This window comes from Paenibacillus sp. JCM 10914 (assembly GCF_001315105.1).
Taxonomy (GTDB): domain Bacteria; phylum Bacillota; class Bacilli; order Paenibacillales; family Paenibacillaceae; genus Paenibacillus_AQ.
The window spans coordinates 158,957-178,619 of record NZ_BAZR01000007.1 but is presented as its reverse complement, the minus strand read 5'-3'; the positions used below and the strand labels follow the sequence as shown (position 1 = coordinate 178,619).

At 44.3% G+C, this 19,663-nt stretch carries 23 protein-coding genes and 1 riboswitch; of the genes, 5 read left to right on the top strand and 18 right to left on the bottom strand.

Annotation, left to right across the window (positions count from 1 at the left end; all coding sequences use genetic code 11):
* Positions 1 to 2: 2 nt before the first annotated feature.
* The 4 genes from JCM10914_RS11655 to JCM10914_RS11640 form a co-directional block, all read right to left on the bottom strand.
* Positions 3 to 2,333 carry a glycoside hydrolase family 65 protein gene (locus tag JCM10914_RS11655; protein ID WP_023961010.1) on the bottom strand — a complete coding sequence of 777 codons (2,331 nt, stop codon included), beginning with the start codon at positions 2,331 to 2,333 and terminating at the stop codon, positions 3 to 5.
* A 145-nt stretch (positions 2,334 to 2,478) separates the two neighbouring features.
* Positions 2,479 to 3,489 (bottom strand): LacI family DNA-binding transcriptional regulator, encoded by a 1,011-nt coding sequence (locus tag JCM10914_RS11650; protein WP_036717896.1) that lies wholly within the window; start codon positions 3,487 to 3,489, stop codon positions 2,479 to 2,481.
* Between the two features lie 319 nt (positions 3,490 to 3,808).
* Positions 3,809 to 4,297 carry an NUDIX hydrolase gene (locus JCM10914_RS11645; protein ID WP_023961006.1) on the bottom strand — a complete coding sequence of 163 codons (489 nt, stop codon included), beginning with the start codon at positions 4,295 to 4,297 and terminating at the stop codon, positions 3,809 to 3,811.
* Positions 4,298 to 4,356: 59 nt separating this feature from the next.
* Positions 4,357 to 4,722 carry a MerR family transcriptional regulator gene (locus tag JCM10914_RS11640; RefSeq protein ID WP_036717815.1) on the bottom strand — a complete coding sequence of 122 codons (366 nt, stop codon included), beginning with the start codon at positions 4,720 to 4,722 and terminating at the stop codon, positions 4,357 to 4,359.
* A gap of 83 nt (positions 4,723 to 4,805) precedes the next feature.
* On the opposite strand from JCM10914_RS11640, the gene JCM10914_RS11635 reads away from it, so the two are divergent.
* Positions 4,806 to 5,579: an SDR family oxidoreductase gene (locus tag JCM10914_RS11635; protein WP_023961002.1), complete on the top strand. Its 774-nt coding sequence runs from the start codon at positions 4,806 to 4,808 to the stop codon at positions 5,577 to 5,579.
* On the opposite strand, the gene JCM10914_RS28360 is transcribed toward JCM10914_RS11635, so the two are convergent.
* The 9 genes from JCM10914_RS28360 to JCM10914_RS11595 form a co-directional block, all read right to left on the bottom strand.
* Positions 5,530 to 5,832 (bottom strand): DoxX family protein, encoded by a 303-nt coding sequence (locus JCM10914_RS28360; RefSeq protein WP_231638625.1) that lies wholly within the window; start codon positions 5,830 to 5,832, stop codon positions 5,530 to 5,532. The genes JCM10914_RS11635 and JCM10914_RS28360 overlap by 50 nt on opposite strands.
* Before the next feature lie 290 nt (positions 5,833 to 6,122).
* Positions 6,123 to 6,539, bottom strand: coding sequence for an arsenate reductase (thioredoxin) (gene arsC / locus JCM10914_RS11630; protein ID WP_036717895.1), 417 nt, complete (start codon positions 6,537 to 6,539; stop codon positions 6,123 to 6,125).
* 27 nt (positions 6,540 to 6,566) lie between these two features.
* Positions 6,567 to 7,862 (bottom strand): arsenical efflux pump membrane protein ArsB, encoded by a 1,296-nt coding sequence (locus JCM10914_RS11625; RefSeq protein ID WP_023960998.1) that lies wholly within the window; start codon positions 7,860 to 7,862, stop codon positions 6,567 to 6,569.
* 119 nt (positions 7,863 to 7,981) lie between these two features.
* Positions 7,982 to 8,305: a metalloregulator ArsR/SmtB family transcription factor gene (locus JCM10914_RS11620; protein ID WP_036717812.1), complete on the bottom strand. Its 324-nt coding sequence runs from the start codon at positions 8,303 to 8,305 to the stop codon at positions 7,982 to 7,984.
* 60 nt (positions 8,306 to 8,365) lie between these two features.
* A complete protein-coding gene (gene trxB / locus JCM10914_RS11615) occupies positions 8,366 to 9,328 on the bottom strand; it encodes a thioredoxin-disulfide reductase (RefSeq protein ID WP_023960996.1) in 963 nt (320 codons plus the stop codon).
* 68 nt (positions 9,329 to 9,396) lie between these two features.
* The gene (locus tag JCM10914_RS11610; RefSeq protein ID WP_023960994.1) at positions 9,397 to 10,803 is read right to left on the bottom strand and encodes an FAD-dependent oxidoreductase; all 1,407 of its coding nucleotides are present in this window, start codon (positions 10,801 to 10,803) and stop codon (positions 9,397 to 9,399) included.
* 117 nt (positions 10,804 to 10,920) lie between these two features.
* Positions 10,921 to 11,271: a metalloregulator ArsR/SmtB family transcription factor gene (locus tag JCM10914_RS11605; protein ID WP_052019733.1), complete on the bottom strand. Its 351-nt coding sequence runs from the start codon at positions 11,269 to 11,271 to the stop codon at positions 10,921 to 10,923.
* A gap of 332 nt (positions 11,272 to 11,603) precedes the next feature.
* The gene (locus JCM10914_RS11600) at positions 11,604 to 11,918 is read right to left on the bottom strand and encodes a multidrug efflux SMR transporter (RefSeq protein ID WP_036717810.1); all 315 of its coding nucleotides are present in this window, start codon (positions 11,916 to 11,918) and stop codon (positions 11,604 to 11,606) included.
* A gap of 3 nt (positions 11,919 to 11,921) precedes the next feature.
* Positions 11,922 to 12,257, bottom strand: coding sequence for a multidrug efflux SMR transporter (locus tag JCM10914_RS11595; protein WP_023960988.1), 336 nt, complete (start codon positions 12,255 to 12,257; stop codon positions 11,922 to 11,924).
* A gap of 102 nt (positions 12,258 to 12,359) precedes the next feature.
* Positions 12,360 to 12,459, bottom strand: a riboswitch (guanidine-I (ykkC/yxkD leader).
* Positions 12,460 to 12,755: 296 nt separating this feature from the next.
* On the opposite strand from JCM10914_RS11595, the gene JCM10914_RS11590 reads away from it, so the two are divergent.
* Positions 12,756 to 13,253: an SMI1/KNR4 family protein gene (locus tag JCM10914_RS11590; protein WP_023960986.1), complete on the top strand. Its 498-nt coding sequence runs from the start codon at positions 12,756 to 12,758 to the stop codon at positions 13,251 to 13,253.
* Between the two features lie 79 nt (positions 13,254 to 13,332).
* On the opposite strand, the gene JCM10914_RS11585 is transcribed toward JCM10914_RS11590, so the two are convergent.
* Complete coding sequence (locus JCM10914_RS11585; RefSeq protein WP_023960984.1) at positions 13,333 to 14,244, bottom strand: LysR family transcriptional regulator; 912 nt, start codon at positions 14,242 to 14,244, stop codon at positions 13,333 to 13,335.
* Positions 14,245 to 14,383: 139 nt separating this feature from the next.
* Here JCM10914_RS11585 and JCM10914_RS11580 point away from each other — a divergent pair, with 139 nt between their 5' ends.
* Positions 14,384 to 15,403: an alpha/beta fold hydrolase gene (locus JCM10914_RS11580; protein WP_036717807.1), complete on the top strand. Its 1,020-nt coding sequence runs from the start codon at positions 14,384 to 14,386 to the stop codon at positions 15,401 to 15,403.
* Positions 15,404 to 15,545: 142 nt separating this feature from the next.
* Here the strand turns inward: JCM10914_RS11580 and JCM10914_RS11575 are convergent, their stop codons facing one another.
* The 3 genes from JCM10914_RS11575 to JCM10914_RS11565 all read right to left on the bottom strand — a co-directional run bounded on the left by JCM10914_RS11575 (position 15,546) and on the right by JCM10914_RS11565 (position 18,276).
* Positions 15,546 to 16,280: a metal-binding protein ZinT gene (locus JCM10914_RS11575; protein WP_023960980.1), complete on the bottom strand. Its 735-nt coding sequence runs from the start codon at positions 16,278 to 16,280 to the stop codon at positions 15,546 to 15,548.
* A gap of 278 nt (positions 16,281 to 16,558) precedes the next feature.
* Entirely contained in the window at positions 16,559 to 17,599 is a 1,041-nt protein-coding gene (locus JCM10914_RS11570) for an ROK family protein (RefSeq protein ID WP_370570236.1), read from the bottom strand.
* A gap of 62 nt (positions 17,600 to 17,661) precedes the next feature.
* Positions 17,662 to 18,276, bottom strand: coding sequence for a DUF1349 domain-containing protein (locus JCM10914_RS11565; RefSeq protein WP_023960976.1), 615 nt, complete (start codon positions 18,274 to 18,276; stop codon positions 17,662 to 17,664).
* Positions 18,277 to 18,496: 220 nt separating this feature from the next.
* Here JCM10914_RS11565 and JCM10914_RS11560 point away from each other — a divergent pair, with 220 nt between their 5' ends.
* Positions 18,497 to 19,105 carry a sugar O-acetyltransferase gene (locus JCM10914_RS11560; protein ID WP_036717882.1) on the top strand — a complete coding sequence of 203 codons (609 nt, stop codon included), beginning with the start codon at positions 18,497 to 18,499 and terminating at the stop codon, positions 19,103 to 19,105.
* Positions 19,106 to 19,225: 120 nt separating this feature from the next.
* Entirely contained in the window at positions 19,226 to 19,435 is a 210-nt protein-coding gene (locus JCM10914_RS31775) for a TetR/AcrR family transcriptional regulator (RefSeq protein WP_370570235.1), read from the top strand.
* Here JCM10914_RS31775 and JCM10914_RS30155 read toward each other — a convergent pair.
* The gene (locus JCM10914_RS30155) at positions 19,406 to 19,582 is read right to left on the bottom strand and encodes a hypothetical protein (RefSeq protein WP_023960972.1); all 177 of its coding nucleotides are present in this window, start codon (positions 19,580 to 19,582) and stop codon (positions 19,406 to 19,408) included. The two genes, JCM10914_RS31775 and JCM10914_RS30155, sit on opposite strands and share 30 nt — an antisense overlap.
* Positions 19,583 to 19,663 lie beyond the last annotated feature (81 nt).

The following is a 19,663-nucleotide window of genomic DNA, read 5'->3' as shown; positions in this document are numbered from 1 at the left end:
GTTCAATATTGGATTTGAAGCTCCTTAGAGAACTTCATGGTGTTACCGTGAATAACAAGCTGTATTTCCTGGTCTGAATTCGCAGTCAGCTTCAAGGTCTCGCGGTTGATGTGGACCTCCAAGCGTTGCCCTTGCCAGTACAGCGGGAAGGAAAGCTCATCCCATGCCTTCGGCAGATTCGGATTCATATGCAACTCTCCGCCAAGCATGCGGACGCCTGCGAACCCAAGCACCACGCATTCCCATATGCCGCCGAGCGACGCGGAGTGAATGCCTGCATCAGATGAATACATATACGGCCCAAGATCGATCTTCGAAGCCCGTTCAAACAGCTCATATGCCAGATCGCGATCTCCAAAATCATTAGCCAGAATACTGTGTGTTGACATAGAGAGTGAGGAGTCATGAAGCGTTTTCGGCTCATAATAATCATAATTCGCTTGCTTCACTTCCGGCGTAAACTGATCCTCCAGGAGGAAGAACAGCATCATAATATCGGCCTGCTTGGATACCTGCATTTCCCCAACCTGGTCCAGGTTGTAATCGTCAAAAATGCTGCCTACCTTGCTCTGCTGCTTATACGACGTTAAATCGATAAGTTTCTTCTGCAAGTACGTGTCATCCTGCGGGATAATTCCGTCCTGGTTTGGCTGCGGCAGATAGATTTGTTGGATCTTGTCCTGCCACTCGTCCATCGCCTGCTCTAGCTCCAGCTTCCCGTTCAGCGATTGGAACAGCTCAGCATTGGATGTCTGGAGATTATGATAGTATTCCATAGCCAATCGAATATTAAAGGAAGCCATATAATTCGTAAATGCGTTGTTATCCACATGCTCCTTATACTCATCCGGACCTACGACCTCATTGATTTCATATACGGCCTTGACCTCATTCCACTCGAGGCGGCTCGCCCAGAACCTTGCGGTGTCAAAGATCATTTCGTAGCCGTAATGGTCCATAAAGTCTTGATCGCCTGTTGCTTTATAATAGTGCCATACGGCGTAAGCGACGTCGGATGTAATATGCTGCTCAATGAATCCGGACCAAATCTTAGTTTGCTTGCCGGTTACGATATCCACCTGTCCCCACTCCGGCGTGACTTCGCCATCGCTCGGCCAAGCGGCTTCCCATGGATACATCGCGCCGTTAAAGCCATTCTCAGCCGCTTTGGCTCTGGCTCCTTCCAGACCAAGATAGCGATATTCAAGCAACGAGCGCGCAACCTCGGGATTCGAGTAAATGTAGAACGGCAAGATGAAAATCTCCGTATCCCAGAAAGAGTGACCCTTGTACCCCTCTCCGCTGAGGCCCTTAGCGCCGATTCCCATTCTCCGGTCATGTGCTGGTGTCATAATAATCAGATGATATATGGCAAACCGGACAGCCAGTTGATCGAAGGAATTCGAGGATTGAATCGAGACGTTATATTGCTCCCATACCTTGCTCCAGGCTGCTCGATGCTCTGCAAAAAGCTGATCATAACCAGCGGAATGGAACGCTTTCAATTCAGCCAGCGCATGCTGCCGAATGTCGTCCAGGCTGCTTCCTTCTGCAAATTCATGGTCACGGCTTGTGAATACGCTTGCCATCTTCTCGAATTCGAAACACGCGCCTGCCGCAACATCAAGCGCATAAGCAACTGCAACCTTGCGGCGGTCGATATCCATCTTGGGAGCTGCTTGGATCTCTTGTTGGTTTAACCGGAGACGATGAGCAACACCGTGGACGAAATCCACCTTGGATTCTGTCGTCGTCTGAATCAACTCAAGAAATGTCTTGTCGTAAATCCGCTTCTCACCCTCGTGAAAATGCTGGCTTCCGCTGTTGCTGACCTGACCGTCGATACCGGAGTTAATTACCAATGTTATGCCCTCGTTCAGCGGAGTTATGCTTACCTTCAGACCAATCTGGTGCAGCTTGGCCAAAGAGACGAAGCGCTTGAATTCAAACCGGATTTTCTTCCCCTGGTATTCCCAGATAAAACTTCGCACGAGCTCAGCATCGCGTATATTCAGTGTCCGCTCATATTCGGTAACCGTACCACGCTCAAGCGAGAATCGAGTACCGTCTATTCGTATATCAAGCCGCGTAATATCCGCCGTATTCGGAAGTTCCGTCACCTCGAATTCATCGAATTTATTGAACGTGCCGTTAACAAACAGGTTTCTCTTCTCCCCGATATACGATTCCTCCGCAGCTGATCGGAGACCCATATATCCATTCCCCAGCGACATAATCGCTTCGCATTTGCCCAAAGCCAGTGGATTAAACTCGACCTCGGAAAAAGACCATTTCTTCAAATCTTCAGACTGCACCTTGTTGTAGCTCAGCATGGTTGTCATCCTTCCCAACTGTTTTTCTCTTTTTCTGTAAGCGATACCTAAATCGTTTTCGATATCAAATAAAAAAATATCGAAAAACGATTTCGTAATGAGTATAAAAATAAGCGTTTTAAACTCGAAAACGTTTTCGATAACATTATTGCACCTTTATTGTCTCTCTGTCAACAATTTCGAAAGAAAGAATTTTATGATATCCCGGTGTTTGATTCTCCAGCATCTTGATAACTTCCTCAAATGCCGAATAACCGATTCTTGTGAAATCTTGTCTGACTGTTGACAATCTGGGAGTCGTATAGCTGGAGAGCACGATATCATCAAAACCCATAATAGAGATATCTCCTGGAATGCTAATATTCAACTCCCGGCAGCGAGTCATAAATCCGATGGCCATCAGATCACTGGATATAAAAACTGCGGTAAGATTCGGGTGCCGCTCCAGGTAAGGCTCGGTAGCTTCGTATGCCACTTGCTCACTAAAATCGGCTTCAATCACCCGCTTCGCATCATATACCAAACCCGCCTCTTCGAGTGCTTCCCTATATCCCTGAAGACGCTGTACACTCACCGCCGCAAATCTGTGCCCATTGATCATGCCGATATCACGGTGCCCTCTCGCAATTAAGTACTCCACGGCATTTCTAGCAGCGCCCACGTTATCCGTGATGACCGATCCGGTATGGGGGCCGACAATATCGGCATCCACCACCATGCATGGAAATTCACTGTTCACTAGCTCTTCGAAGTAGGGATCCGTCGTGCGAAGCCCAGAAATGACGACGCCCGCGATTTTATTTTCCTTACAGAACTGCCAGTACGATTTATCCTGTTGTTCGGACAGACTACGCGTATAAATGACCACTTCATAGTGATAATGTTGGGCTGCGGCATAGACGCCTGTCATGATTTGGAACATAACGCCGTCCTTGCCGTTCGCTTGCTCAAAGTTCGATATGATCAGCGCAATGGTCTTGGTGACCTTGTGCTTAAGGTTTTTGGCAAGGCGGTTCGGGAAATAATTCAGTTCCTGCGCGGCCTGCATGACCTTTTGTTTTGTGGTTTCGCTAACGTCGGAATAGCCATTCAGCGTCTTGGAAACGGCTGAAATCGATACATTCGCCAGCTTGGCCACATCTTTGATTGACACCATTAATATCACCACTACCATTCGTTAGATTCTCATACTATTGTATCCGTTACCAGTAAAATAGCAAACATAACGAATAAAAAAAGGAAGAGTCGAGCTGTTCAATATCATAAAAAAATATATAAAGTAATCCCAGAGGAGTATCCTATGTATGAGTGTCTGAGGGTGAACACAAAGAACCCTGCTGATCATACTGCGGGGTTCTTTGTACATACCACTTGGTCAATCGGAAACATGATATAGTCAAATGTGTTCGAGTTGTATTTGATTGAAGTTCAATCTTTTCAAAACTCTTAGATGACCTTTGATCTTCCATAAACGTTCATAAATTTCTCTGAAGCTTGACACTGCATTCCGACGTTGTTGAAGTAACGTACTCCACATAATTCACGGAGCCGTTAAAGTTCAAATAAGCTTCATAACGCAGGCGGATAGCGGGTAACGTAATCAAATCCAGAACATGTTCCTTTGGTACCCATCTGCACTCGCTCGTTTCATCAGAAGTCGCTAACTCTCCACCCACAGCTTTACACATGAAATCAAACATGACCTTCGTAGGCACATCGGTCACACCGTCATACCACTTATGGATCGCTGTATTGGAAACAATACTAATTAAATGGCTGACCGTGGCGTCTATTCCACTCTCTTCTTTGATTTCACGAATCACGCCATCCATCAGGTTCTCTCCTACTTCGGTTATCCCTCCAGGATACACCCAACCATCGTCATGGGCTTTGACCAAGAGGATATTTCCATTCCCATCTTCTACAATTCCGCCTGCCGATACAATATGTGTCGGAAATGCCATTTCACGACCTCCTAATATTTATGGTTGTATATATACTATTAGGTTCATGTGCTTCCTACTTAACGTTCTTCTTTCATTTCCGTTATGTAATATTTAATTTTATCTTCAAGATTCGCAAGATGTTCTTGCATCTTACTAATATCCTGTTTCAATACAACTTGGTGCTGTAATAATATTTCCAATCGTTCCTGTAAAGTACAATCGCCTGCAGCTCTAAGCTGGGCATATTTTTGAATTTCTTTTATTGCCATATCCGTATCTCTTAAACGTTTTATGAATTGTATCCAGCTTATATCAGCGTCTGAGTAGCAACGCCTGCCGTTTTCTTTTCGGTCTGGGAAAATTAGATTTTCTTGTTCGTAGTATCGCAAGGTATAAATGCTTACTCCCGTAATGGATGAAAATTCGCCGATCGAATACCCCATAATAATCCTCCCCAATCGCTTGACCTCGAGTTGACTCTACATTGTATTCTTTAAATCGTATTAAAACAAAGGAGGTTTTACAAGTGTGCGAAAATAGAAAATTCACATTGATTACAGGGGCCAGTTCCGGTATTGGGTATGCCACTGCCAAAGCTTTCGCTAATCGTGGGAAAAATCTGATTATTGTAGCCCGCCGCGAAAAAAGATTGGATGATCTGAAACTGGAGATTTTGGCAACTCATCCGAATCTGAAGATCGTGATCATGGTTTGTGATCTGTCTATTTCTTCAAACGTGTACCGACTTTATAATGACCTCAAAAATTACTGCATTGAGACCTTCATAAACAATGCTGGATTTGGAAATTACAGCAGTATCGCTAGGCAGGACTTGAGCAAGATTGAAAAGATGTTGCGGCTGAATATAGAAGCTTTGACGATTCTAACTTCTCTCTACGTACGAGATTATCACGACATGGTCGGTGCGCAGCTTATCAATATTTCCTCCAGAGGTGGTTATATTATAGTACCGAATGCCGTTACCTACTGTGCCGCTAAATTTTACGTGAGTGCATTTACTGAAGGATTGGCTCATGAATTGAAGGCATCACAAGCGCAATTACAAGTCAAAGTATTTGCCCCGGCGGCTACGCAAACAGAGTTTGGCATGATTGCAAATGATGTCTCCGAGTATAATTACGACAATAGCTTTGGTTATTATCATACCGACGCACAAGTCGCAAATTTTCTGCTGCAACTCTATGACAGTGATCAAACCGTAGGAACAATAAGCGGGGAAACTTTTGAATTTAGTTTGAGAAGTCCCGTGTTTGAATATGCAGGAGATTCCCTGACGTGATTTTTCTGTTCTCAGGTCTGGAATACCACGAGACGATCGTTAGAATGAGAAGAATTAATGACTGATATATATCGCCAAAGGAATCACCTAATACAAGATGTGAAATGAGCGCTCCTGACATAGTAAAAAACAAACCAGCGTAAGCCCATTCTTTAAGCAAAGGAAACTTAGGTATTAGTATGGCGATCACACCCAATAATTTAGAAGCGCCAAGAATAATTAGAAAGTAGGAAGGATAGCCCAGATGCAGCATCATATCAACTCGTACTCATTGATTAGCTCCTCCTTATTAATGGGTTCAATTGAAACATGTTCAAGACTTCAAACTTTCCAACTGACGCCCCCTAATCAGACACCTTTTGGTGTCTGATTGATTATAGGACACTAAAAGGTGTCGTGTCAATGATTTTTTACTCGACATGTACAACCGATATAGGAAGGGTAAAACAAAAATAAAGATCAGGCATATAAAACAGCCTGATCTTTATATCGAATGATGCCATGAATAACTGCTACGTTTTTCGTCTCCCCTAACCGGAGTAGTTATAATCCTTTAGCGAACTTTTGAATACGCTCGCCAATTTGATCGCGAACGCGCTGGAAAACCGCCCATTTTTCTTCATCGGTACCCTGAGCTTTAGCAGGATCATCAAATCCCCAGTGCTCACGGCGAACATTCGGAGGTGTCATGGGACAACGATCGGCAGCATCCCCGCACAGGGTGACCACCAGGTCGGATTGATTCAGCAACACCGAATCAATGATATCCGACGTTTGGTTCGAAATATCTATCCCTACCTCGCTCATTGCTTTGACTGCGTTAGGGTTTAGCCCATGCGCTTTGATGCCAGCACTGTATACATTCCATTCATCACCCAGATGTTTTTTGGCCCACCCTTCAGCCATTTGGCTGCGGCAAGAATTGCCTGTGCACAAGAAGTAAAGCGCCTTTTTGTTCATCATCGTTTCTCTCCCTTATTGCTTTAATTAAAGTATGGACAGCCAAATATATAATCCTAAAAGGGTTATCAATAACGTTGGGACGGTCAATATAATCCCGGTCTTAAAGTAAGTCCCCCAACTAATCTTCACGCCCTTGGTTGAGAGCACATGCAACCATAGTAAGGTTGCCAGTGAGCCAATCGGCGTGATTTTGGGTCCTAAATCGGAACCAATGACATTTGCATAAATTAAGGCCTCTCTGATAGCATCCGATGTGTTTGTCGCATCAATTGCTAGTGCATCAATCATGACGGTGGGCATATTGTTCATGATCGAAGATAGGATGGCAGCGATGAAACCCATCCCCATGGTTGCCGCAAACAGTCCTTGATCTGCAATGCTCTGTATGACAGTGGCCAACAGATCCGTAAGACCCGCATTACGCAAACCATATACGACCACATACATGCCAATCGAGAAAAATACAATCGCCCATGGGGCACTTTTGAGTACTTCCCTTGTCTGTACAGCGGGACTTTTTCTAGCCATGAGAAGGAAGAAAATCGCAATAAATCCAGCAACAATGGAAACCGGAATCCCAACAAATTCACACACAAAGTAACCAACCAGCAGCACACTTAAAACGATCCAGGATAAACGGAACATAGCAGGGTCTTGTATTGCTGATGCCGGCGGTTTTAGCTGTGCCCCATCAAATTTTTGCGGGATGCTTTTTCGGAATAACATGTAAAGCACAAGAATACTGGCTACTAACGCGAACAGATTGGGAACGATCATGCGGCTGGCGTATTCGATAAAGGTAATTCCAAAGAAATCGGCCGATACGATATTCACCAGGTTGCTGACGACAAGCGGTAGCGAAGTTGTGTCCGCAATAAAACCACTGGCGATGATAAAAGGAAATACCTTCTTCTCGTCGAAATTCAGCGCACGAACCATGGCAAGCACAATCGGAGTTAAGATAAGTGCCGCACCATCATTTGCGAAGAAAGCAGCGACAACAGCTCCAAGAATCGAGACATATACAAACATCCGGATACCGTTTCCTCGAGCAGCATTCGCCATATGTAACGCGGCCCACTCGAATAAACCGATCTTATCCAAAATCAATGAAATAATAATGATCGCGACAAAAGCGAGCGTTGCATTCCATACGATCTGGGTGACATCCCATACATCCTGAAAGTCAACGACTCCCACGAGCAGTGCCAGTATAGCACCGCCACAGGCTGACCATCCAATGGATAGATTTTTTGGCTGCCAAATGACCAACACTAAAGTGACAACAAAAATGATACTAGCCAGGACAACAGAAACCAATGTTCAAACCTCCAATTATGCGATGACTACAGACCACTGTTTATTAATATATAACTATATCCTTATATATTATTTGAAATTAATGTTTAGCATCCTCCTGTCAGATACTAAATTTTCAGTTAATCACAAGCACAGTTCATTTCCTTATTTATCGATGACAGTACTTCCTGGGAACTTGGTATCTCATTCAGCACTGCTTCTATATATGGTTTATCAGCCACATTTAACGAATAATAAACCCATTGGCCTCGCCTGGTTTCATTTACAATTCCCTGTGACTTAAGTTTCCTTAAGTGCTGGCTAATGGCAGGCTGGGACATGTCGAATATATCTACAAACTCGCAAACGCACCATTCTCTTTGCTTCAGGAGCGTCAACATGGTAAGCCTTGTTTTATCTCCAAGTAATTTGAGTTTTTCAGCAATCTCGTTCATCTGCTCCAATAAGATTCGCTCCCTTCTTGAAAGATAATCCCAAGAATCTATAACCATATAATTTAATGCTTATATATTAATTGAATGAGTGCTTGATTTCAAGTGCGCTGCTTCATTTTCTAAAAATCTCTCACAATCTAGTGCCGCCATACATCCAGTACCTGCAGCCGTAATGGCTTGACGGTACTTCGGATCTTGTACATCGCCGCAAGCAAATACGCCAGGAATATTCGTTTCGGTTGTTCCGGGTTTTACCCGAATATAGCCAGCAGGATCGGTATCAATCTGTCCTTTCAAAAATGCAGTATTGGGCGTATGACCAGTCGCAATAAAAATCCCACTAGTCTCGATGATTTCTTCAATTCCTGTTTGTATATTCTTAACGCGTAGACCGGTAACTGCGCGATCATCGGCTAAAATTTCAGTGGATTCTTTGCTAAGAGCCCAGCTTACTTTAGGGTTTTGTCTTGCGCGTTCCTGCATAACCTTCGAAGCACGCAGTTCATCACGACGATGAACAATCGTTACCTTGGAGGCGAACTTCGTAAGGAAATTGGCTTCTTCCATGGCAGAATCGCCTCCACCTACGACAAGCACTTCTTTATTTCGGAAAAAGAAACCATCACATGTCGCGCATGTGCTTACGCCGCGGCCAATGTTCTCCTTCTCTCCTGGTATACCGCCAAGTAAATTCGCCGATGCACCCGTGGAGAGAATGATCGTTTCAGCCTGTAATTGACCCAGCCCTTCAACGGACACTCGAAACGGACGTGAAGAGAAATCCACTTCATGTACCCAACCATTCATAAACTCAGCACCAAATCGAATCGCTTGTTTTCTCATATTATCCATAAGCTCGGGTCCCATGATCCCATCCATAAACCCAGGGAAGTTCTCAATTTCTGTAGTTAATGTCAATTGGCCTCCCGGTTGTGGTCCTTCAATAACAAGCGGATTCAAATTAGCTCTAGCTAAATAAATAGCTGCCGTTAAACCTGCTGGACCCGTTCCTACAATGATTGATTTGTACATGACTCTTCACCCCTTCGTTCGTTTGAGTAGGGAGAATCTTGTCTTCTGATTCTCCCCTTCTCTAATTATTAACTGCAGCTCGTTTTAGCAGATGAAACTGGCATGCAACAATCGTTGGCATTCGGTGCACTGCTAATACCACATACGCCGGTCTCTGGTAGATCTAATTCAACCTTCGACGCAGCTTCCAGATCGCCATCCAAGTATGCTGCAATGGATCTGACCTGTTCGTAGCCTGTTGCCATAAGAAATGTTGGTGCCCGGCCATAACTCTTCATTCCAACGAGATAGAAGTTTTTGTCTAAATGGCGCAGCTCTTTTTCACCATGAGGTCTTACGGTTCCACAACTGTGCACATTGGGATCGATAAGGGGCGCGAGCGTTTCAACACTCTCCGTAGCAGGATCAATGCTGAGTCTCACCTCGCCCAAGAATGAGAAGTCCGGTCGACTGCCTGTATTTACAATCACTTCATCGATACCTTGTATTTCCTTGGCCTCACCATTTGAAGTTCCCTTGATGTGAATCCTTCCATCGTGTTTGGAAACCTTCTCGATCATAAATGGAGTAACCACTTGAATCTCGCCGGCGTCTATCAGTTGGTGAATGTGCCTTCCAAGTGCACCTCGTGCCTCTAGCTGATCATGCTCTTCCCCACCATAAGCTTCTTCTACCGAGTTCTTTCTCATCATCCAAATAATTTCCGTGTTGAGATCCGTCTCTTTGAGCTTGGCTAGATCCAGTAGAGTGTTGATCGCAGAGTGTCCGCCTCCTACAACTGCAACACGTTTCCCTGTGTATTTCTGCTTTTGCTCGGCTGATAAATCCGGAATCCCATAATAAATGTGATCTTTCAAATTACGCTCTTCACGTGTCCAAATCCCGTCTGCATGCAGAGGATTCGAATGTCCCCAGGTTCCTGAAGCATCGATTACGGCTCTGGATTCAAAACGTTTCGTGGAGTCGTTAGTTTCAACATAAAGTACGAAGGGCTCAACTGCACGATTAGCCGATTTCATTTTATCCGTGTTCTTCTTCGATATGGAAATCACCCTGGAATTCAACATGATATGGGGTGCAAGTTCAGGCAGATTAGCCAGTGGCTCTAAATATTGATTGACAATCTCTTGACCGAAAGGTAATTCCGTTAATATTGGAGATTGCCACCCTTGCTTACGCAAAAGACGCTCTGCAGCTTTATCGATGTTATACTGCCACGGTGAGAAAAGACGTACATGCCCCCATTGCAGGATGTTCTGACCAACGCTGGATCCAGCTTCAAAAAGGATAAACTTCTGTCCTCTCTCCGCCAAGTGTGCTGCTGCCGCCAAACCAATCGGGCCGGCACCGATGATCGCTACCGGCAAGTTCTTGTTACCGGGTGCTGGTTCCTCCTGCCTTGTTTCTTTCGTGTTTAACGATACTTGGGGTGTACAACAAGAAGATGAGGCTACCTTAGATTCCATATCTTTCATACAGACTTCCTCCTTTAGTTACTATTCATCAATTTTTTTTGATTAATTAAACAAAAAAATATATCTATGAACAACCGTTTGCAAAAAATCACGCTAACTCATGAAACTAATAAAGGTTTATGAGTTGCATTCACTCGTTTTGTCGTCCAATGTACGGAATATGCAGCACAAATCAGGCGAAAGTAATCGGTTGACTACAGGATGATTTAATTCGTAATAGCTCCAAGTCCCTTTGGTCTCGAGAGTTACCAATTGGGCATCGAGCAGGATTTTGAGGTGATACGACAGCTTTGACTGGGGCATTTCCATGATTTCCATCAGGTCGCAAACGCAGACGCTACCTTTTTGGCTGAGTTCATGCATGATTTTCAGTCTTCTCTGATCCGCCAACGCTTTGAATTTAGCTTCGTATGAACTGAAATCGACAGTCTCACCGGATGCCTGAGTAACGTTCAATTCTTTGATCATAATCGAATCCCCCCATATATCATCTGTCTGTTCCATGCATGCCGTACCTGTTATTTCTTTTTCGAAACTCAAATGCAGTGATTCATCATGGGACGTCCCACCATACATCAATATAATTTGATGAATGTAGCATAGCATGAAGCAATTTCATATTCAAGTATTAAATCAAATTATTTTGATTTAACTGCAATCATTGGGAACTGATATTACGATGGGTAAGATAAATTCATAGCGGCCACAATTGATCGACAAATGAATGAGTATCTTAACGAGATAACAAGCAGCCGATCATTGTTGACCGACTGCCCCTTCTTCTCTATTATCTTTGGATGTTAGCTGACTAGCTTCAAGCCTACTGCAGATCCGAGCACCATAGCGATAAATAGTATTCTTGAAGCATTTCTCGGTTCTCCGTAAAAAATCATACCGAGAATGGCTCCGCCTGATGCCCCTATTCCAGTCCATACGGCATAAGCTGTTCCCATCGGCAGGGTTTCCATTGCCAGAGTCAAGAATATAAAGCTTAATCCAAAACCTGCAATCAATAACACTACTGAGGCTATATTACGGTCTTTGTTCAATTTATTGATCATGAGGACTCCGAACATTTCAAAAAGACCCGCTAATATAAGAAAAACCCAATCCATGAGTTAAGCCGCCTCCTTTTTCTTATCTTTGCTTACCATTTTTAATCCAACGACACCTATTAACAGCAGTACGATGAGCGCCATCTTCTCCACCTGAATGGGATAACCAAACAGAAGAATTTCCGCAAAGACCGTACCGGCAGTACCTAAACCGACGAAAACGGCATATACGGTTCCCACCGGCAGGAAGCGAGAAGCTCTAATCATCAGTCCAAAACTTACAACAATGGCAATCAGTGTAGCTCCCCATTCAAGAAATCCACTGGCATGCTTCAATCCAATGACCCATCCCACCTCAAACACTGCGGCAATAATGACAGATAGCCACGTTTTATTCATTTTTCTTCACACTCCTCCAAAGAATTACGCTACATGTAGTATTTATTAAATGTAGCAAAAATATAAAAAAGCCCGGGAAACAAACTGTCTCATGGACAGTCTATCTCCCAGGCTTTTATCCCTCCGTGGCACAACTCTTGAGTTGTGAGTTATCTCTCGGACCTGACCGACATAGTATCGCGGAACCCTAGATAACATTTGCGTTAATTCAATTATTCTCTCAAATTATACACACTTCTGCTAAATTTACAACCCTTAATTATGCAACGGATCATGGCATACCCAACAGAATCAAATAACTGTCCGTTTTGTCTCCAGGATCTACGGTTATAGGACCCTTTTACAAATCCGCTATTGAAGAACGTTTTTCTCATCGCCAAATTATCATGTCTGGTATGACTTTCGATTCTTTAATCAAACAGGATATCGAAATGTACGACTAGAATAAGAATGATAGCCATAACAATTGGAGTTGAATAATCCGAGAGAAGGTAGATTATGAATAACAAAATAAATGAATTTATAATTTGGGCCAAAGAAAACGGTTGGGCTGTAACCCAAAATCCGGATATCCGTTTAAATTTAAACGGCGGTTTGTTATCCAGATACAAAGCAATTCCTAATGAATATTTAGGTTTTTTAAGTGTTGTGAAACAATGTATTACCCCTAGTGAGAAGACCTGGTTTCTTTGTGAAGATGAATACAATCATAACGCAGATCATGCGTTTCAATGGAATGAATTTGAAATACTCAGCTTAGAAGCAGCCATGGACGATCATCTATGGAAATCAGAAATAACGGCGTGGTGGGATCATTACCTTCCAATCGTAATGTCAGTGGATGGAGGATATTCTTTTTATGCGATTGATTTAACTAATGAAACAGGAGCTATTGTACGTGGATGTGAACCTGAATTTGAAGAGGTTGAAAAAGTAGCCCCGCACTTTGAAAAATTTATAGAACTTATTATGTCGAGCGCAATAGAGTTCCGGTGATTGGGACAAGAGCTTGTTCCTTAGAAAAACCACCGACAAAGTGGCTTTAAATGGGATATGTTTTGTCCCCGACACTGTCCTATTTAGCGGTTTCACTCTCCTCGTCCACAGAAATAACCTCGCTTGCTACTTCTATGAAAGATTTGATGATGGGTGAAAGCCACTTGTCTTTATGCCACAACATCTGTGTATACACGTGCAAGTCCGCAATTTGCCATGGGAGGGCAACAAGTTCGCCCCGTTCAATATCGGCCTCCACTACGATTTCTGGAAGAAAGGCAATGCCAATTCCTGAAATTGCACATTGTTTAATGGCTTCTGCACTTTGAAACTCTAGATACGTAATACTATCAATGCCCTCTTTCTCAAATGACCGGTCAAACATGGTTCGATAGGGACAACCCTTTTCATTCGTCAGGAACACTTCTCCGTGAAAATCCTCCAGCTGTAGTACCGTTCGTTTCGCGAGCGGATGGTCTGGAGCGACGAACAGGCGAAACGTTTCTTCCAGCAACGGTTCTACGGCAAGACCGCTCGAGCGAATGGGCTCGTCCAACATAAAGACAACATCTGCGGCTCCTTCAAAGAGCGCTGGTTTAAGTTGCTGATTGGAAACGGAGCGGAAGATAAGGCGCACTCCCGGGTGGAGCGAACGAAATAGGCGAAAGACAACGGGTAGCCGATAGGCGCAAAGAACTTCGTTGGCACTTATCGTCAGGGTGCCGCTTAGATTCTCATTGTCATGAACGACGCTGCGTGCTTCGTCCAATTTGTTGAGAACATCTTGGATATGAGTTAAAAAGCGTTTCCCCGCTGTCGTGAGGACGAGTTGCTTGCCCAAGCGGTCAAATAGACGAACGCCAAGCTCATCCTCCAATGCTTTGATTTGCATCGTGACGTTGGAGGGAACATAGTTCAGCGCTTCTGCGGCTCGACTGAAATTCAAAGTGGATGCAACCATGCGGAACGTATTCAGTTGACGCAATTCCATCATACCACTCCCCTACTACTTTCAATATTATTGAATACTGTTTTGAAATTCATTCACTTTTATTGAGAGTATCACAGCTCTATACTAACCACAAATACATTTTAAATGTATGGTTGATGATGAAGGGAGCATCCATGCGATGGATTATGAGATTTTTGATTTGGGTGACGCAACCCTGCAATCAGGAGTGACGTTACCGAGTGCTTTTCTTGCTTACAAGACTTATGGAAGATTGAATGAACAGAAAGATAATGTCATCGTTTATCCAACTGCATTTGGCGACCAGCATGTTCAGAATGAATGGTTGATTGGAAACGGCATGGCACTAGATCCGAGAGAATATTTCATTATCGTTCCCAATCTGCTAGGCAACGGATTATCTTCGTCACCCAGCAATACACCTCCCCCGTTCGATCGGACAAATTTTCCGCAGGTAACCATCTATGACAATGTTAAATTTCAGCATCGGCTGGTGACCGAAAAATTCGGCATTCAAAAGATCGCCCTCGTCGTTGGATGGTCCATGGGAGGCATTCAAGCATTTCAATGGGGGGCAAGTTACCCTGACATGGTGGAACGAATTGCACCTTTCGCCGGTGTTGCCAAGACTTGGCCTCATACGTATGTGGTCCTGGATGGGATGAAAGCTTCGCTCATGGCGGCAACCCACTTCGATGCCAACAAACTAAGCCAGTTAACTTCTGCCGACATGCGCGCCGTTGGCCGTGTCTATGCGGGATGGGGCTTATCGCAGGCGTTTTACAGAGAGCAAATTTATCGGGAGCTGGGATATGACGCATTGGCAGATTTTGTGGCTGGTGTCTGGGAAGATAGCTTTATGAAGATGGATCCCCACAATGTCCTAGCTATGCTATGGACGGGCCAACATGCGGATATTAGTGCAAACCCCGCCTATAACGGAGATTTCGATGAGGCGCTGGGAAGCATAAAAGCGTTTGCCTGCGTCATGCCAGGAAGCACGGATCTCTTCTGTACGGCGGACGATAACGAATATGAGGCACAACGTATGCCTAATGCCATTTTTAAGCCCATCGAGTCGATCTGGGGCCATTTTGCCGGTCGCGGAATCAACCGTTCCGATAATGAATTTATTGATGATAACTTAAAGTGCTTGTTGGCACTTCGTGCAAGGGAATAAAATCATCCGCGCCATCCAGAGTGATTCCCGCTCCGCCAATGTCTGGCGCAATGAAACAGACCGCCCTTTCGGCGGTCTGTTCATTGTTCACAGGCAAAAAACTGCTGTATTCCAAGAATGACGAAACCAAGCAGCCTATCTTTTAGTGTGCGATCATTTCATGCACTATGCTATGCCCATCCATGGCGGAAGGGTAATAGGTTGGCCAGTTCGTAACCTCTTGTAGCAAAGCTTCGCGATCATCTCCCCAATATAAATGATAATGATCAGACTTGCTTGGTGCGATCCTATGATCGCTGAATTGAATGTAGCGAGGCATACCCTCGACATCTTCAACCGACTTAAATATGTATCGGACCCCGCGGTTACCTGCTTCATACGTCAGTATTTCGTATCCATCGGCTTGATAATTGCCCGACTTTTCCTGGGCGTTCGCGAAAAACGTCACTGTGTTGCCATCAATTACAATACGTTCCGTATCGGTCTTGTACCCGGCATCATAATATTCTTTGTACGCAGCCTTCGTCATTTTACCAGCATTCTCCGCTTTGTGTGCAAACACCTCATCCAGTGTTCCATCCAGCAAGTATGGATAAACGGATTGCCAATCACCTTCCCAATCTGATAATGTGCGATCATGGACTTGGCTGTCCTCAAAGAGTCCCTTGTAAATTGCCTCTTCTTCCTCGCCATGATCATGATGATGCTCGTGACTGTGCTCATGATCATGTTCGTGGTTCTCTCCGTCTTCATGAATATTGGTGTCTGCCTCAGTCTGACTGATCGGCCGATTCTGGTTAGACTCGGCGCTTTGACACCCGGCAAGCACGAACCCCAGTGCTACTACAATGACTCCCATCCCTACATTACGTTTCATTACGCGACGCCTCCGTTTAATAGTAATCATTACGATTAAGAATTATACGGAGATAAATCCATATTGTCAACGAAAATCGTAATAATTACGAAGTAGTCGGTTTCATCACAAGAAATCTACGCTACTCTGCACCTCGGGGATTAAATCTCTGCAAGCTTAACTCTCCCGTAGGCTGCTTCCCAACGCAAAGAAACACGCCATATTCTGGCGTGTAAGGCATTAGGTTTACTTCATGATGCTGCTTTTGTCTTTCGTTTAATGGAATATAACTTTGGGAATTAGCGTCGTTTTTCCACAAGTTGCAAATGATAGCTCAGGCTCTCCAGCGTGATAGCAATCAAGCCGTTCATATAATGCTCATGGGGATGGTTTAGTAGCGTGATATGTGGCATATGTTCATCAGGTATCACGCCTTTGCACTGGTTGCGGATTCCCTTGATATGTTCCTCACTTACCAGCTCACCTGTCAGTGCAATGGTCTCAGGATTTACTATGGTAATCAGAGACATGATCGTCTTCGCCGCCAGTGCGACAAAAGTGTCTTGGCGATGAAGCTGAGCGAGTTGCTCCTCTCGCGAGATCCCGTAAGGCAGGAAGGAAACCTCGCCAGCAAATTGAGTCGTTCCTCGATGAATATGACCGTCGATTATCATCCCAGAGCCAGGAAAGTTATCCTTGGGAAAGGTTATGACAACAATCGTCTTGTCTTCATCATAGTTCTGCTTCTTATAGAACCCATAGACAGTTAGATTCATATCATTATCGACAGTCACCTCAAGCTCATACTTCGCCCTCAACTGTGCCTCCAGCGGAATGTTTAGCAGTTCGGCAATATCACATACATTAATAACTCCTTGGTGGACGAAACCGGGAATTCCTATTCCCAGTGCTTTGATCTCCGGGTGCTTGCCGATCAGGCTTTCAATAATGCCGTCGATAGCGGGGGCGTCGGCTAGAGGCACTTCCTGAAATCCCTTATCTACAGTCTCCCCGATTAAATTCGTCACCTGATAGGTCAGGGAATGCTGACCGCCTTCCGAACTGGCATAGAGACAAGCAATATAGGAAAAATTTGAATTGTATACATAACGCCTAGCCGGCCTTCCACCGCTGGGCTCTTCCAATTCGGTCTCGATTACCTCACCTGTCTCCAGAAATTCATTCAGAATATTGCCGCAGGTAGCCACACTAAGGCCTGTGGCGCTTGCAATCGTAGATTTCGTTCCATGTCCCATCATTTTCAACGCCTGCTTAATGAGCTCTTGATTGATCTTTTTCACACGAATCGAATTATTGGTGATTTGGCTAATGATAAACACCTCTTCTGCAACCATCATTAAACACTAATATATAATAAACCCTATCCCATACGGTAAGGTGTTTATTCTATCGGAGGATCGATATGGAGGTCTTGATCTGGAGCGGTAATGTCCCAGCGGGTAAACGTAACCTCGAAGCCTTCACGAGTCGGTGAACAAGTAAAAGGTCCGGCTTGATTACCTGAGGCATATGGAAACCGCGCAACCCGAATTGTCCGCCATGCATGATGCACACTCCGAGCTCGAATAATCACGGCATCCTTTATGATCGAAGCACGAAGAGTGACTTCCTCCCCCGCCCACTCCGGAACCGCCGCCAGCGACCAGTCCGAATATCCATTCGTAACCACTACGGCAAGCTGAGGTATGCCATCGTTGACTTCAATGCCTGCTTTAATCCATTGTGCCGGGCCTTGATACAATAGTAGTCCTGCCTGATCGTATAATTCTGTAAAAGAGCCGAGTTGAAACGATACCTCGACTGCCGTGTCGCGATCCCAGTCTGTCAGCAATGCTGGGCCGTCTTCAAATTCAAAACCGTATAACGTCTTCTTCCAGAAGTCTCTGCCCTTATCAGGTACGACCTTCAACCATTCGCCTTCTTCCCGGGATGACTGCGGCGGATTGAGCCATGCTCCTTCCCTCCAGCTTATTCGGGTTCTGTTTTGCTCCGTCAATTATGATAACCTCCTTAAAATGGTTAACTTTTCAACATGAACGTCCCTTCGCATCACAAGCATAAAATTCCAACTTGCAAGTGTATGGGGATCTCAGTATGATAGTTATCACGCCACTTATTATAATGCTTTTAATAAATGATTTACAAATGCAATATAAGAAACGGTGATATTTGATGTCAAATCTATAATTTTAACCGATGGAGTGTGAAAAGAAATGATGAATGAAAAAGAAAAAGCTAGTCATGGATTACTATATGATGCCAATAACGATCCCTCTCTGATCGAAGAACGGACTCAGGCAAAAGATCTTTGTCATGCGTACAATCAGTGTTCTCCTTCAAATACAGTCGATCGCAAGTCGATCATCGCGAAGTTAATCGGAGAACCAAGCCAAAGCTTTCTCATTGAACAACCTTTCTGGTGCGACTATGGATACAACATATCGTTTGGCAGAAATTTCTACGTTAATCATAATTGTGTCGTCTTGGACGCGGCAAAAGTTACCTTTGGCGATAACGTCTTTATTGCTCCTAACTGCGGCTTCTATACTGCGGGCCACCCCCTCGATGTAGAGCAGCGGAATCAAGGGCTGGAATACGCTTACCCTATTACAATTGGCAATAATGTATGGATCGGTGGAAATGTTGTTGTCCTTCCCGGAGTGACCATTGGTGACAACACCGTGATTGGTGCGGGTAGCGTGGTGAATCGAGATATCCCTTCGGGCGTTATCGCGGCAGGAAACCCATGCCGGGTGATCCGTCAAATTACCGATGAGGACCGGAAGAAGTATTGGAAGAACGATAGCGAACAATCAGTTAAATAGCAGCACTCATCTATTAACATAGATGATAACAACTTTAAACAACCTTAGTTTGGTATTGAACACGACTAAGGTTGTTTATGATTACTGGAACTATACAATTCATCCGCTAGTTGACATCTTATGATTAGTACTAATATGGAAAAACAAAGAAAATCCAACCGTGACACCGTACTACAAGTTGCCGCCCATTTATTTCTAACAAAAGGATATCAGCTTACAAGCATGGACGAAATCGTTGACCACTGCAAAGTTTCAAAAACGAATATTTACTACCATTTCAAAAGTAAGGAGGAGTTGTTGCTACAAATCATCAATCGGTTCATCATTTAATACCAAGAACGGATCGATACCGTTCTTGCCCGATCCGATCTGTCCGTAACGAATGTCTCGATCAAAGTTCAAGACATGAAGAGTTATTAGCCGAAGCCGCTCAACATAAACAACTGCCGGAACATATACCCGTAAAAGAGACGGCAACTTTGATTATCTCTTCAATAGAAGGCGGTCTATTTCTCTCTAAAGCCACTAACAACCCATTATTGTTAAATAATCTCCTTA

Coding starts and splice junctions, on each gene's coding strand:
- JCM10914_RS11655 (WP_023961010.1), bottom strand. CDS start 2,333: ATGCTGAGCTACAACAAGGTGCAGTCTGAAGATTTGAAGAAATGGTCT.
- JCM10914_RS11650 (WP_036717896.1), bottom strand. CDS start 3,489: ATGGTGTCAATCAAAGATGTGGCCAAGCTGGCGAATGTATCGATTTCA.
- JCM10914_RS11645 (WP_023961006.1), bottom strand. CDS start 4,297: ATGGCATTTCCGACACATATTGTATCGGCAGGCGGAATTGTAGAAGAT.
- JCM10914_RS11640 (WP_036717815.1), bottom strand. CDS start 4,722: ATGGGGTATTCGATCGGCGAATTTTCATCCATTACGGGAGTAAGCATT.
- JCM10914_RS28360 (WP_231638625.1), bottom strand. CDS start 5,832: ATGCTGCATCTGGGCTATCCTTCCTACTTTCTAATTATTCTTGGCGCT.
- arsC (WP_036717895.1), bottom strand. CDS start 6,539: ATGAACAAAAAGGCGCTTTACTTCTTGTGCACAGGCAATTCTTGCCGC.
- trxB (WP_023960996.1), bottom strand. CDS start 9,328: ATGTACAAATCAATCATTGTAGGAACGGGTCCAGCAGGTTTAACGGCA.
- JCM10914_RS11610 (WP_023960994.1), bottom strand. CDS start 10,803: ATGAAAGATATGGAATCTAAGGTAGCCTCATCTTCTTGTTGTACACCC.
- JCM10914_RS11605 (WP_052019733.1), bottom strand. CDS start 11,271: ATGATCAAAGAATTGAACGTTACTCAGGCATCCGGTGAGACTGTCGAT.
- JCM10914_RS11600 (WP_036717810.1), bottom strand. CDS start 11,918: ATGGATTGGGTTTTTCTTATATTAGCGGGTCTTTTTGAAATGTTCGGA.
- JCM10914_RS11595 (WP_023960988.1), bottom strand. CDS start 12,257: ATGAATAAAACGTGGCTATCTGTCATTATTGCCGCAGTGTTTGAGGTG.
- JCM10914_RS11590 (WP_023960986.1), top strand. CDS start 12,756: ATGAATAACAAAATAAATGAATTTATAATTTGGGCCAAAGAAAACGGT.
- JCM10914_RS11585 (WP_023960984.1), bottom strand. CDS start 14,244: ATGGAATTGCGTCAACTGAATACGTTCCGCATGGTTGCATCCACTTTG.
- JCM10914_RS11580 (WP_036717807.1), top strand. CDS start 14,384: ATGGATTATGAGATTTTTGATTTGGGTGACGCAACCCTGCAATCAGGA.
- JCM10914_RS11575 (WP_023960980.1), bottom strand. CDS start 16,280: ATGAAACGTAATGTAGGGATGGGAGTCATTGTAGTAGCACTGGGGTTC.
- JCM10914_RS11560 (WP_036717882.1), top strand. CDS start 18,497: ATGAATGAAAAAGAAAAAGCTAGTCATGGATTACTATATGATGCCAAT.
- JCM10914_RS31775 (WP_370570235.1), top strand. CDS start 19,226: ATGATTAGTACTAATATGGAAAAACAAAGAAAATCCAACCGTGACACC.